The organism is Streptomyces sp. NBC_00683 (genome assembly GCF_036226745.1).
Classification (GTDB): Bacteria; Actinomycetota; Actinomycetes; order Streptomycetales; family Streptomycetaceae; genus Streptomyces.
On the sequence record NZ_CP109013.1, the window covers coordinates 341,164 to 354,483 of the forward strand.

Genomic DNA, 13,320 nt, shown 5'->3' on the forward strand with positions numbered 1-13,320 from the left:
CGGGCCTCTCAGGCTTGTGCGAAGGTCTGGCGCTGGCTGCCGAGGCCGTCGATGTCGAGCTCGACGGTGTCGCCGGGGCGCAGGTACGGGTTGCCGGGCAGGCCGAGGGCGACGCCCGCGGGGGTGCCGGTGTTGATGACGTCGCCCGGCTCGAGCACCATGTAGTTGCTCAGGTACGCGACGAGGAAAGCGACCTGGAAGATCATGTCGCGGGTGCTGCCTCGCTGGCGCTTCACGCCGTTGACGGTCAGCCGCAGGGCGAGGTCCTGCGGGTCGTCGATCTCGTCGGCGGTGACGAGCCAGGGGCCGAGCGGGTTGAAGGTCTCGCAGGACTTCCCGAGGTCCCACTGCGGGGAGTAGTCGAGCTGGAACTCGCGCTCGGAGACGTCGTGACTGACGGCGTACCCGGCGATGTGACCGAGTGCCTGCTGCGGGCTCTCCAGGTAGCGGGCCCGCGTGCCGATGACGACGCCGAGCTCGACCTCCCAGTCGGTCCTCGACGAGCCGCGCGGTATGAGTACCTCGTCGTACGGGCCGATGACGGTGCCGGGGTCCTTCATGAAGACGACGGGCCGTGCGGGAATCTGAGCGCCCGTCTCGGCCGCGTGGTCGCGGTAGTTGAGGCCGACGCAGACGACCTTGCCCGGCCGGGCGACAGGGGCTCCGATGCGTACCCCCTCGGCGTCCAGTGCGGGCAGCTCGCCGGACGCGAGTGCCGCGCGGGCACGGTCGATTCCGTTCGAGGCAAAGAAGGCACCGTCGATGTCCGGGGTGACGGAGGACAGGTCGAGCACCCGACCGTCGCCGGTGCGGACGGCCGGGCGCTCTTCACCGGGAGCACCGAGACGCAGCAGTTTCACGTGTTTGTCCTTGCGATCTAGGCAGGTTGCGGGGCCACAGCGAACGAGATGAATATTCATCGGATCTTTCTTCTCAGTCAAGCCCCAAAACGGGCCAGGTGACCGCCAGGATCCCGGGAATGACCCGATCACAGCTCCAGGTCCGCACCGCAGGGCCTCACCAACCCACTTACTCCGCTCGCCGGTTGAGCGGAAGCGCCAGTGCTCGACAGCCATCGGACGTCTCCCTGCCTCCCCCACGGCCACTGCCGGGATATCAGACCTCGTAGGGTGAAAACCGACCACCAGTGGTGACTACGCCCCACGCGCGGAAGCCGGCTCCCTGCCTAGCGTGAGCACATGCCGATGCAGCCCTGGTTCTCCGATGCCAAGTTGGGCATCTTCATCCACTACGGGATCTACGCCGTCGACGGCGTTCCCGAGTCCTGGTCCTTCTACTCGGGCAAGGTCCCCCACGAGCAGTACATGAAGCAGCTCGACGGCTTCACCGCCTCGAACTACGACCCGAAGGCGTGGGCCGAGGTGTTCGCGAAGGCCGGCGCGAAGTACGCGGTGCTCACCGCCCGGCACCATGACGGGGTGGCTCTGTGGGACACCGGGCAGGGTGATCTGAACGTCGTGAAGCACACCCCGGCCGCCCGTGACCTGATCGCCGGTTACGCCGAGGCACTGCGGGAGCAGGGCCTCAAGGTGGGCCTGTACTACTCCCACTCGGACTGGAACCACCCCGACTACGCGAGCGTGGTGCACCCCGACCCGCCGAACGACGACGTGGGCACCAACCGCTATGTGACGCCGAAGGACGGTGTCGAGGACCCCGAGGCCTGGGCGCGCTTCCTCTCGTACCGCAACGCCCAGGTCGGCGAGCTCGTCTCGCGCTACCGCCCCGACCTGCTGTGGTTCGACGGCGAGTGGGAGCGCAGCGAGGACCAGTGGAAGATGCGGGAGCTCTCCGAGGAGATCCTCGCGGGCAACCCCGACACCGTCCTCAACGCGCGCATGCTGAGCTACGGCGACTACGCCACACCCGAGCAGGGTGTTCCGCTGCGGGCCCCCGACGGGCCGTGGGAGCTGTGCCTGACGGTCAACGACTCCTGGGGCTACCAGCACCAGGACGACAACCAGAAGTCGGTCGGCAAGCTGGTGCGCTACTTCGCGGAGACCATCGGCATGGGCGGCAATCTGCTGCTCGACGTGGGCCCGCAGGAGGACGGCACCATCCCTGCCGCCCAGGTCGAGCGCCTCGAGGGCCTCGGTGGCTGGATCGACAAGCACCGCGGTGCCGTGTACGGAACCGTGGCCGGCCTGCCCGCCGGTCACCACTACGGTCCGAGCACACTGTCCGCCGACCGCCGCACCCTGTATCTGGTCTGCTTCGACACCCCGCGCGAAACCATCGGGCTGCGCGGCCTGCGGACGCCGGTCAAGCGCGTGAGCGTGGTCGGCACGGGCACCGAGCTGCCCCACCAGGTCATCGGCGGTCTCGGCGAAGTGCCCGGCGTCACCTGGATCGACGCCCCGGTGAGCGCCGATGTCGACGCGTACGCGACCGTTCTGGCCGTGGAACTCGACGGTGAACTGGACCTCTACCGGGGCGCGGGCCGCGACTGAGGTCAGCCGCTGGCGGCGCGGATCGCGCGCGGGGACGCGCCCAGTTCGCGCCGGCATGCCTTGTTGAAGGCCTGCAGATCGCCGATACCGACCAGGGCCGCCACGGCGGGGATCGACAGCGTCGACTCCCGGAGCAGGTGCCTGGCCCGCTCCATCCTGCGCCGGCGGATGTACGCCACCACCGTGCCGCCGGTCTCGGCCCGGAACAGCCGGATGAGGTGGTTGTGCGAGATCCCGGCGGCCGCGGCCACCTCGGGCACGGTCAGCGGTCCCGCCAGGTGGGACTCGATGTGCGCCACGGCCGCGGCTGCCGCGGCGTGCCCCCGCTCCTCCACCCCGCCCGCCGGCGCCGCAAGGCCGGCGACCCGCCACAGCGCGGCCCACACCTCGGCCGCGGCCCGGGCGGGGTTGCGCGGGGCCGCCGCGACGGCCTGTTGCAGCAGGTCGGTGAGGATCGGCGTCTCGGCGCCGGCGTCCTGCATGACCGGAACGGTCAACGGATTGCCGGAATGCGGGAGTTCGAAGTGCACGTAGAGGTGCTCCGACCGCCCGCCGTAACGGAACTCCACGACCGCCCCGGGCGGCACGAGGCTCACCCGGCCGGGCCGGATGGCATGAACCACACCGTCGACGGTCAGTTCGGCGGCGTACCGGTACAGGTGCAGCTGCCAGAGGTCCGGAAGCCGGAAGACGTCCCGCAGGCCGGTGGTCCCGTGCACTCCGACGCCAAGGTTCGCCACCCGGGGCGGCAGGTCCAGGCAGAACTGGACGTGGGAGGCGTTCGGCTCGGTCGTACTCACCATGAAAATCTACCAGTGACGGAGACACGGTGAGCGCCGACGACTCGCCGGCATCGGTCCGTCCCGTCGTCGCCCGGCCGTCCCGGGCCCGAGCGACGATCCACGGGCTCCGCCCTCGCAAGGGGCGGAGCCCGTGGATCCATGTGCGGGTCATGCCTCACTTCACTTGACGATCACCGCCCAGCGGGTGTCGCTGAGGCCCGTGCGGATGTGGAGCAGTGCGGTGCCTGCCGTCTGCGTCGCGGCGATCGTCATCGGGAGGGTGGTGTTCCAGGTGGCGCCCGGGGCCAGGGACGGCACGTTCCAGTACTGCCAGCTGCCGGAGAAGCCCGTGGTCCCGGTGAAGCTCTGCATCTGCGTGGCGGCCGTGGTCGTGGTCGAGGTGTTGGTGATCGTGACCGGGATGCTGGTCGTGGTGCCGCGGTTCACGATGCAGCTGCCGCTCGGCATCGTCGCCGAGGCCCTCAACGGGCCGGTGCTGCCGGTCCCGGTGATGACACCCATCTCGTACGAGTGCTGCGATATCCAGGCGCAGGCGTTGGCGTCCCGGATGCTCGGCTCCCAGACGACGACGCCGTCCGTCTTGGCCTTCACCGCGGCGAACATGTGCGCCCAGGTGTTGCCCGGCACGAAGGTCTCGGAGGGGAAGGCGGTCGGGCTGACGTACGGGTAGATGGGGTGGCTCGGAGCCATCGCGCGGTCACGGGCGACGGAGGCGTCGAGGTTGCTGTCCCAACTGGCGAGTGACTGACCGTCGTTGAAGTAGGCGCGTGGTGCGAAGCAGTTGAGCAGGTTGTCCGTGTGCAGTTGCTTGATCAGGGCCTGGTTCTGGGTCAGCCAGTCGTAGCCGTAGTGGCAGATGGGGGCCTGAGGTGCGGCGTTGCGGGTCCAGGTGAGGAGCTGTCGCCACAGGTTGTAGGCGTTGGTGGCCGTCTGACCTGTCGCCACCTGGGTGAGTTCGATCGCCTCGAAGTCGAGTACGACGGGCGCCGTCGCCACCCCGCCGAACTGGTTGGCGCCCATGTACTCCTTGACCTTGGCCTCGTACGTGGCCTGGCTCGGCAGCGCACCGCCGTTGGAGTAGCACCCGCCGGTGTCGCAGGTGTAGGCGAACACGTCGTACACGACGGTGGAGCGGGTGGAACCGTACTGCACCAGGTCGGGCCGGTTGGCGCCGCGCTCGTTGACGTAGACCGGGTAACTCGCGGCGTCGGCCGCCGGTTCGTCGGCCGCGGCGGGGCTGCTGACGACCGGCACAGCGGCCATCAGTGCCGCCGCGAGGACCGCCAGTCTGCGCAGCAGTCCTCGCGGGCGGGGGGAAAGGGAGAGTGTGCGGCTCTGCATCGTGTCTCCTGGGGTCGGAAAGGGCACCGGCCCGCCGCCGTCCGGCGGGCCGGTGGGTTCATGTGTGGGCCCGGGGCCCGGGCCTGTGCGACAGGGGCTACTGCCAGACGCGGATGTAGTCGACGTACATGTTCGAGCGGTGGTCGAGGGGGGCGTCGTAGATCGAGCCGGCGGCCCATTCGGCGGACTCGCTGGAGATCACCGGGAACATCGGGACCTGGCTGATCAGCTTCGGATCGGTGATGTCCCGTACGACCACGCCGTCGTACCGGTAGATGATCCGGTCCGGCCGCCATTCGACCGCGTACGTGTGGTAGCCGCTGTGCAGGCCGGGGGCGTTCGCCGTCACTCCGGAGGACTTGTGGTCGGCGCCGTAGCCGTCGTAGTGGATCGTGTTGCCGTAGGTGTCGTCGGCGTGGAAGCTCTCGACCACGTCGTACTCGCCGCCGTCGCGGGCGGTGCCGTCCACCCCGCTGATGCCGCCGGGCGGCATCAGCCACAGGGCACCGAAGAGGTCGTTGTTGGGCGGCAGTTGGGCGCGCCATTCGACGGTGCCGTAGGTGAACTCGAACTTCCCCCGGCCCTCGATCTGGCCCGTGGCGTACTCGGTGGAGCTCAGCTTCGACAGTGAGATCCACAGGTTGCCGCCGTTGACGGAGCCGGGGTTGGGGTTGACCTTGACGTTCGACGGCTTCCACCAGCTGTCGAAGTACTGTCCGTCGCGGCGCATCGAGTCGACGGCGGACCACTTGGACGTGTCGAGCGAGGTGCCCAGGAACTCGTCGCTGAACACGAGCGTGCCGTGAGAGCTCCCGCCGTTGGGGCGGACGCCGGCAGGGGTGTGGGGGTCGACCACAGCTGCCGCGGCGGCCTGGGCCGGTCCGGGGGCCAGGGTCGCGGCGCAGAGCAGTGCGGCGACTGCGGCAGTGAGGCGTGCGCGGCGGGCATGGGGGGTGTGCTGCTGGCGCTTGGCCATTCTTCCGACTCCTTTGTCGTGGAATGCCTGCGTCGTCGTTGTCGGGGTTGTCGGCAACGAGTGGCGGCTCGTGCACGTGCCTTGACGTGGGGATCATGGCGAGTGCATGTCACATCTGGCGGCGTCCCGCCGCCCAGACATGCTGGGGTCCGTGGTGCGTGTCGGCCGGGCCCTCCCCCATGGAAGCCCGGGGGGAGGGCCCTGCCGGAGGTGCGGGTCAGGCCTGGGCTGCTGCGTGCGCCTTGGCGTACTCGTCGGCGGCCTGGTCGCCGCCCTTGGCCTTCCAGTCCTTGATCGTCGTGTCCCAGCTGGAGAGGGGTCTGCGGCCCATGATGATCGCCTTCATGGCGTCCTCCCTGAGCAGCTGCAATTCGTTCAGCTTGGCGTTCATGGTCTTGGAGAGCAGACCCACCGACGGGTCCGCGATGCCGACCTCGGCGATCTCGGTCTGGAAGGCGTGACGGCGCTCGACGAGGTCGGCCGCGGCCGGGACGGAGGCCGGCAGGAAGAGCACCTGCTGCGAGCAGGCCATGAAGGCGATGCCGAGGGTGTCCTTGTTGTCGCCGTTGAGCGCCGTCTCGTTCAGCGCCGGGCTGCCGTCGGCGGAACGCTCGAAGTGGGTGCCCTCGACGCCGTAGGTGATGAGCTCGTACTCCTTGGTGCCGAACGGGGCGGCCATGTAGTCGAGCACCCGCAGGAGGAGCTTGATGCGGTCCTTGGAGGCCTTCTTCAGGACGGTGGTGTAGTCGGCGCCCGGGGAGAACCAGTGTCCTGGCCGGGCTCCGTTGGAGGGCTTGAACGGACGGACGGTCTCGAGCGTGAAACCATCCTTGATGGCGACGGCGTTGCCGGTGAAGTCGACGTTGGCCCTGGATACGGTGGCCGTGATGCCGGTCTGGAAGTCGATGCCGAGCGAGGCGTCGTGCGACAGCGGGTCCGCGCGGTAGACGCCGGCCTGCTTCCACTTCGCGAGCTGCTCGAGACCGGCCCTGAACTCATCGGTTTCGATGTAGGAGTTGAACTGTCCGTCCTTCACCGACCACGCGTTGGGCGAACCGAAGGCGGGCATGATCGAGTTGAAGCCGAACGCACCGAGACCGGCCACACCCATGCCCCACTGCTTGCGGCCGGAGAGCTGCTGGAGGCCCTTGGTGAAGTCGTCGACCGCGATCCCGCCGATCTCCGGCACCCAGATTCCGGCCTGCTTCAATCGCTCCAGGTTCGCGGAGAGCGAGTGGCCGATACGTGCCCGCTCGACCGGTATCCGGTAGATCCTGCCGCCGATGCGACCGGCGGCCTTCCAGGCGTACGTGGGGACGGCGGCGAGGTTGGGGTACGTCTTCACGGCGTCGCCCGAGAGGAACTCGGTGAGGTCCTGGCACTTTGCGGCGATCAGCTCGGTCGGGTTGGGCAGGTTGGCCGACACGCACATGATGTCCGGCAGTTCCCCGCCGGCGACCAGCGTCGCGAACTTCTGCTGGCTCTCCATCGCGGGGATCACGACCAGGTCCAGGTCGACGCCGAGCTCCTTGTTCAGCGCCTGCCAGAGCTTGTGCTTCGCCTTCGCGGTGGGCGGCGCACCCCAGGTGATCGTCCACACCTTCACCTTGGAGCCGTCGCCGGGCTTCTCGGCGACCGACTGCTTCAGCTCCTTCGGGTACGAGAAGAAGGCCGGCTGCACACCCTTGTCACTCGGGGCGAGGTCGGGCTTCGGGGCGTCCGGCTGGGGTATGTACGTCGGCCACGGCGCGAGCTTCTTGCCGTCGTTGGTGAGGGCGTTGCCGCCGTCGGACGTGGAGCAGGCGGAGAGCGGGAAGCCCGTGGCGGCCAGCGCGGTGCCGATGCCGATCGTGCGCAGGACGGATCTGCGGGAGATGCCGGAGGACATGGGGAACCGATCCTTCATGAGGGGTCCCTGAACAGGGACGGGTGAATCAGTGCGGAGGTGGTGCGGAGGTCGCGCTCAGCTCTTGACGGCGCCGGTCAGGACGCCCTTGGTGAAGTAGCGCTGGATGAAGGGGTAGACACACAGGATCGGCACGGTGGCCAGCACCACGACCGCCATGTTCACGGTCTGCGGGGCGAACTGGATCTGCTCGCTGACACCGCCCTGGACCGAGATCAGCGAGTTCTGGCTCTGCACCACATAGGTGCGCATCCAGGTCTGCAGCGGCCACATCGTCGCCTGGTCGGTGTAGAGGATCGCGCGGAAGAAGTCGTTCCAGTAGCCCACGGCGTAGAACAGGCCGACCACCGCGATCACCGCCTTCGACAGCGGAAGGACGATCGTGACCAGGGTGCGCAGCTCACCCGCGCCGTCGATCTTCGCCGACTCGAAGAGCTCGGCCGGGATGCCCTGGAAGAAGCCGCGCATCACGACCAGGTTGAACGCGTTGATCAGTACGGGCAGGAACAGCGCCCAGTAGGTGTTGCGCATGCCCATGCCGTTGACCACCAGGAAGCTGGGGATCATGCCGGCTGGGAAGAGGAAGGTGAACAGGATGAGCAGCATGACGGGCTTGCCGCCCACGACTCCCGGCCGGGCCAGGGCGTAGGCCAGCATGATCGTGCACACCAGGCTGAACGTCGTACCGATGACCGTGACGCCTCCGGAGACCAGCATCGCCCGGGTGATCTGGCCACCCGAGAAGATCAAGTCGTAGGCGTTGGTGGTCCACCGGTCGGGCCACAGCGCATAGCCGCCATTGGCGATCACCTGCTTGTCGGGGGCGAAACTGGTCGCCAGCACCACCCAGAACGGGACGATCACCACCAGTACCGTGAAGACCAGGGTCAGGCCCTTGAATCCCTGGGTGATCGGCCTGGGCTCCTCCATCCAGGCGGGTCGCTCGGCGCGCTGCATCACATCGGCGCTCATCAGCGGTACACCCCCTGCTCGCCCATCCTGTGAGCGATCTTGTTCGCGGTGAAGACGAGACAGGCGCCGATGACGCCCTTGAACAGCGCGGCCGCTGCGGCCACGCCCCAGTTCTGGTCACGTATGCCGTGGTAGAAGACATAGGTGTCGATGACCTCGGCCACGTCGGGGCCGAACGCGTCGCGCTGGAGCAGGATCTGCTCGAAGCCGACCGACAGGATGTCGCCGAGCCGCAGGATCAGCAGCAGGAAGATCACCGCCCGCAGCGAAGGCAGCGTGATGTGCCAGAAGCGCCGCCAGGGACCGGCTCCGTCGAGCGCCGAGGCCTCGTAGAGCCCCTCGTCGATCTGGGCGAGCGCGGCGAGGAAGATGATGGTGCCCCAGCCGCATTCCTTCCAGATCAGCTCCATGACCATGAGCGGCTTGAACAGATCGGGGTTGCCGATGACATCGACCAGGTGGCCGTCGGAGCCGCCGAGCGTGCCGTTGATGACTCCGTCCGCGCCGATCACCTGCTGGAACAGGGCGACCACGATCACCCACGAGATGAAGTGGGGCAGATACACCACGCTCTGCACGAACCTGCGCACCCGCCCCTGCATCAGGCTGTGCAGGAGCAGTGCGAGTGCCAGCGGGATCGGGAAGTAGAACACCAACTGCACCAGGGACAGAACCACGGTGTTCAGGGCCGCGTCCCAGAACGCCGCCTCGCCGAACAGGGTCCGGAAGTTCGCGAATCCCACCCATGGGCTGTCCACCACACCCAGGAACGGCATGTAGTCCTTGAACGCGATGACGTTCCCGAACAACGCGCCGTACTGGAAGATCAGGAAGAAGACCACCCCCGGCGCCATCAGCAACAGCAGCGCCCGGTCCCGGTGCAGGCGGTGGCGCAGCGCACTCTTCGGCCGCTCCGCCTTCCCGGGTGGCTTCGAGACGACCGCTATCGGTTGCGCCTCCGGCCCCTTCGTCGTCACCGACATGGAGATCCCCTTCTCGCTGCGCGCCCGACCGTGACCACACCCGGCCGGTGCGCGCCGATCGTCGCGGCAGGCGCGGATCGTCACGGGGTGGTCGGGTGGTCGGGCAATGAACTCGGCCTCAGAGATCCGATGTCTCGGCGCTCCGGGCGACGCTCCGAATAGTGGCGAGCGTTCCGATCGCAGTCAAGGGGGTGGGATCGATGTTTCGATCCTTCGATCATAACGATCGAATTAACTAGCCCGTAGGCCCTGCGCCACAGGATCGCCGCACGCGCAGTTCGGGCAACAGCGCGAGGTGCCTGCGGGCGGTGGTCCGTCCGGGGGCGTCGGCCGCCTCCCGGATCCGCCGGAGGAGCAGGTGCACGGCCGCCTGGCCGACTTCGTACTTCGGGGGCGCCACGGCTGTCAGCGGGAGATCCGAGAGGGCCGCCACCTCGTCGTCGTAGGCGACGATCGCCACGTCCTCGGGCACCTTGAGCTGCGGCTCCATGGCGCGCAGCTGCTGCACCAGGAGGATCGCGTCGGTGTCGCTGAGCACCAGCGCCGCGGTCACCTTCCCCTCCGCGACCGCCTCGGCCAGCTGCACGGCGGCCGCCTCGACACGGCTCATGTCCAGGGCACCCAGGTAGAGGTCGATGGGATCGATCGGCGGCTCGGCGATTCCGATGGTCCGCAGTGCGGTCTCATAGCCGTCCCGCACCTGCACACCCGTCGCGCTCGCGCCCGCGACGAGCGCGATGTTCCGGTGCCCGAGTGATGCCAGGTGCCGCACCGCGAGGCCCGCGCCAGCGTAGTGGTCCGAGCAGACGTGGTCGAACTCGGCGGCCCGCGTTCCCGGCACCGGCCGGCGTTCGAGCAGCACCGTCGGTACCCCGAAGTCGAGGTCGGGCGCGTCCTGCTCGGCGCCGTCCGACATCCAGCCGGGAGTGAGCAGCAGTCCGGCCACTCCGGATTCGAGCAGTCGGCGGGCCTGCACCTCGTCCTGGCCGGGGACATACCCCGAGAAGCCGAGCACGAGACGGCCTCCGGCCTCCTGCACGGCATCCCTGACGCCTCGCACGATCTCGCCGAAGTAGTGCTGGGACTGGGGGACGACCAGCCCGATGGCAGGCCCCTCGCCTGCGGCGACGGGTGCGGGAGCGGTGATCGGGTTCTGCAGCGGACCCCGCCCGGCCGACACGGGGGCACCCGGCCACGAGACCGCGCCGCGAACACGGTCCAGCCGTCCGGCCGACGACAGCACCTCGACGTCGCGGCGCACGGTCACGGTGGACATGCCCAAGTGATCGGCCAGATCGGTGACGCGCAGGGTCCCGTGTTCGCGCACGAGTTCAAGGATCCGCTCGTGGCGTTCGCCGACCGTGTATCGCACACCTGCTCCTGGGTTCGTACGGCTGCTTCGTTGCCTGAGCAGCCTACTCCGGCGATCGCTCAGCGCATTTTCGGATTTTCGATCGTTCGATCTTGACGATCGAAACGCCCATCCCTACTGTCGCAGCATGACCGCGCTGACCACGGACTCGGAAGAGTCCCCACCGCCGGCCGCGGAATCCCGCCGCCGCCCCCGCGTGCTGCTGGCGATGGAGCCCTCGCTCGCCCCCTCGCTCCTCAGTGAGCGGACGCGGCGCCGGCTCGCACAGGTCGCCGACTGCGACCCCGATTTCGTGGCGTACGACTTCTCCGACGACACGGCGGTGGCCGCGCTCGGAGCGGCCGAGGTCCTGCTGACCTTCTGGGGCTGCCCCGTCCTCGACGAGGAGGTTCTGGCCGCGGCGCCCCGGCTGCGCGCGGTCGTGCACGCCGCCGGGACCGTAAAGGGCCATGTCACAGCCGACTGCTGGGAACGTGGGATCACCGTGTCGTCGGCAGCCGCGGCCAACGCCCTGCCGGTGGCCGAGTACACCGTGGCCGCCATCCTGTTCTCCAACAAGCGGATCCTGGAGGTGCGCGAGGCGTACCGCCGCGTCCGCACCGAGCACGACTGGCGTGCGGCCTTCCCCGAGGTCGGCAACTACCGCCGCACCGTCGGCATCATCGGGGCCTCGCGCATCGGCCGCCGTGTCGTCGAGTTGCTCGCTCCGTACGCGCTCGACATCGTCGTCCACGATCCGTACCTCTCGGACGCCGAGGCCGCACATCTCGGTGTGCGCACCGTCGGACTCGACGAACTGTGCGAGACGTCCGATGTCATCAGTCTGCACGCGCCGGAACTTCCCACCACCCGCCATCTGCTCGATCGCCGCAGGCTCGGCCTGATGCGCGACGGAGCCACCGTCATCAACACCTCGCGCGGCTCGCTCCTCGACCAGGCCTCGCTCACCGAGGAGTTGGTGGCCGGACGGCTGCACGCGGTCATCGATGTCACCGAGCCCGAGGTGCTGCCCGCCGACTCCCCTCTCTACGACCTGCCCAATGTCCTGCTCACCCCGCACTACGCCGGATCGTTCGGCAACGAACTGCAGCGCATGGCGGACTCCGCCGTGGAGGAGGTCGCCCGGTTCGCCGCCGGACTGCCCTTCGCACACCCGGTCAGCCGCACGGAACTGGAGCACACGGCGTGACCATGCAGCCCTGGTTCTCCGAGGCCAAGCTCGGAATCTTCGTCCACTGGGGGATCTACGCGGTCGACGGAGTCGGCGAGTCGTGGTCGTTCTTCGGCGGGGACGTCCCGTACGAGACGTACATGGCTCAGCTGAACGGCTTCACCGCCTCCCGCTATCGCCCCGACGACTGGGCGAAGCTCTTCCGTAAGGCCGGTGCCAAGTACGCCGTACTGACCACCAAGCACCATGACGGCGTCGCACTCTGGGACACCGCGTGCACGGATCTCTCGGTGCCCCGGCGCAGTCCGGTGGCCCGCGACCTCGTCGGCCCGTTCGCGGACGCGCTTCGCCGGCACGACCTGCGCGTCGGTCTGTACTTCTCGCACAACGACTGGAGCCACCCCGACTACCCGAGTGTCCGGCCGTCGAAGCTGCACAGGCCCTGGGTCGACAACCGCTATGCGATGCCCGCACCGGGTGACGAGGACCCCGAGCGCTGGGAGCGCTATCTCGAGGTGGTGCACCGCGGCCAGATACGCGAGCTGATCGAGGGCTACCGGCCGGATCTGCTGTGGTTCGACGGCGCGTGGGAGCGGGACGAACGGCAGTGGCGGATGAAGGAACTCCGCGAGGAAATACTCGCTTCGAGTCCCGAAACCGTCCTCAACGGACGCATGCTCGGCCACGGCGACTTCGCGACGGCCGAACTCGGGGTGCCGATCACGCGGCCCGAGGGACCCTGGGAACTCTGCTACACGATCAACGACCTGTGGGGCTACCAGCCGCAGGACACCCGGCACAAGAGCGTGCGCGAGCTGGTGCGGGTCTTCGCAGAGACCATCGGCCACGGCGGCAACCTGCTGCTCAACACGGGCCCCAGGGAGGACGGCACGATCCGTCCCGAGCACGCGCAGCGCCTCGAAGGGCTCGGCCGGTGGATCAGCCGCAACCAGGAGGCCGTGTATCCGACGGAGGCGGGCCTGCCGTACGGGCACCACTACGGCCCGTCCATGCTCTCCAAGGACCGCCGCACGCTCTTCCTCGTCTGCTTCGACACGCCTCGCGTCTTCGTCGAACTCCGCGGAGTGCACAACACCGTGAAGAGGATCTCCGTCCTCGGGACGGGCCAGGAACTCGGGCACCGGGTCGTCGGCGGATTCCCGAGCCGCCGCGTCCCCGGCGTGGTCCGCATCGAGGTACCGACCGTCTCCGACCCGTACGCCACCGTGCTGGCCATCGAACTCGACGGGGAGCTCGACCTGTACACGGGCAGCGGCGAGGGCTGACCCGAGATCCGGCACGGCTCCGGCGTCCGCCGACGCCGC

11 protein-coding genes are annotated in these 13,320 nt (G+C 68.6%); 3 read left to right on the plus strand and 8 right to left on the minus strand.

The genetic code is table 11. The features are described from left to right. Positions 1-8 precede the first annotated feature (8 nt). Positions 9-860, minus strand: a complete 852-nt coding sequence (locus OG257_RS01690; protein WP_329204223.1) for a fumarylacetoacetate hydrolase family protein — start codon at positions 858-860, stop codon at positions 9-11. A gap of 339 nt (positions 861-1,199) precedes the next feature. On the opposite strand from OG257_RS01690, the gene OG257_RS01695 reads away from it, so the two are divergent. After that, complete coding sequence (locus tag OG257_RS01695) at positions 1,200-2,471, plus strand: alpha-L-fucosidase (RefSeq protein ID WP_329204224.1); 1,272 nt, start codon at positions 1,200-1,202, stop codon at positions 2,469-2,471. A gap of 2 nt (positions 2,472-2,473) precedes the next feature. Here the strand turns inward: OG257_RS01695 and OG257_RS01700 are convergent, their stop codons facing one another. From OG257_RS01700 to OG257_RS01730, 7 genes are all read right to left on the minus strand, one after another. Beyond that, positions 2,474-3,271 (minus strand): helix-turn-helix transcriptional regulator, encoded by a 798-nt coding sequence (locus tag OG257_RS01700; protein WP_329204225.1) that lies wholly within the window; start codon positions 3,269-3,271, stop codon positions 2,474-2,476. Between the two features lie 162 nt (positions 3,272-3,433). Continuing rightward, positions 3,434-4,615 (minus strand): hypothetical protein, encoded by a 1,182-nt coding sequence (locus tag OG257_RS01705; protein WP_329204226.1) that lies wholly within the window; start codon positions 4,613-4,615, stop codon positions 3,434-3,436. A 97-nt stretch (positions 4,616-4,712) separates the two neighbouring features. Continuing rightward, positions 4,713-5,591 carry a glycoside hydrolase family 16 protein gene (locus OG257_RS01710; protein ID WP_329204227.1) on the minus strand — a complete coding sequence of 293 codons (879 nt, stop codon included), beginning with the start codon at positions 5,589-5,591 and terminating at the stop codon, positions 4,713-4,715. A 217-nt stretch (positions 5,592-5,808) separates the two neighbouring features. Next, positions 5,809-7,479 carry an extracellular solute-binding protein gene (locus tag OG257_RS01715; protein WP_329204228.1) on the minus strand — a complete coding sequence of 557 codons (1,671 nt, stop codon included), beginning with the start codon at positions 7,477-7,479 and terminating at the stop codon, positions 5,809-5,811. Positions 7,480-7,554: 75 nt separating this feature from the next. Then, the gene (locus tag OG257_RS01720; protein ID WP_329204229.1) at positions 7,555-8,469 is read right to left on the minus strand and encodes a carbohydrate ABC transporter permease; all 915 of its coding nucleotides are present in this window, start codon (positions 8,467-8,469) and stop codon (positions 7,555-7,557) included. Beyond that, positions 8,469-9,452 (minus strand): ABC transporter permease, encoded by a 984-nt coding sequence (locus OG257_RS01725; protein WP_329204230.1) that lies wholly within the window; start codon positions 9,450-9,452, stop codon positions 8,469-8,471. The genes OG257_RS01720 and OG257_RS01725 overlap by 1 nt, the downstream gene beginning before the upstream one ends. A 235-nt stretch (positions 9,453-9,687) precedes the next feature. Continuing rightward, complete coding sequence (locus tag OG257_RS01730; protein WP_329204231.1) at positions 9,688-10,824, minus strand: LacI family DNA-binding transcriptional regulator; 1,137 nt, start codon at positions 10,822-10,824, stop codon at positions 9,688-9,690. A 208-nt stretch (positions 10,825-11,032) separates the two neighbouring features. Here OG257_RS01730 and OG257_RS01735 point away from each other — a divergent pair, with 208 nt between their 5' ends. Then, the gene (locus OG257_RS01735) at positions 11,033-12,013 is read left to right on the plus strand and encodes a hydroxyacid dehydrogenase (protein WP_329214853.1); all 981 of its coding nucleotides are present in this window, start codon (positions 11,033-11,035) and stop codon (positions 12,011-12,013) included. Continuing rightward, positions 12,010-13,281 carry an alpha-L-fucosidase gene (locus OG257_RS01740; RefSeq protein ID WP_329204232.1) on the plus strand — a complete coding sequence of 424 codons (1,272 nt, stop codon included), beginning with the start codon at positions 12,010-12,012 and terminating at the stop codon, positions 13,279-13,281. Before OG257_RS01735 ends, OG257_RS01740 begins: the two co-directional genes overlap by 4 nt. Positions 13,282-13,320 lie beyond the last annotated feature (39 nt).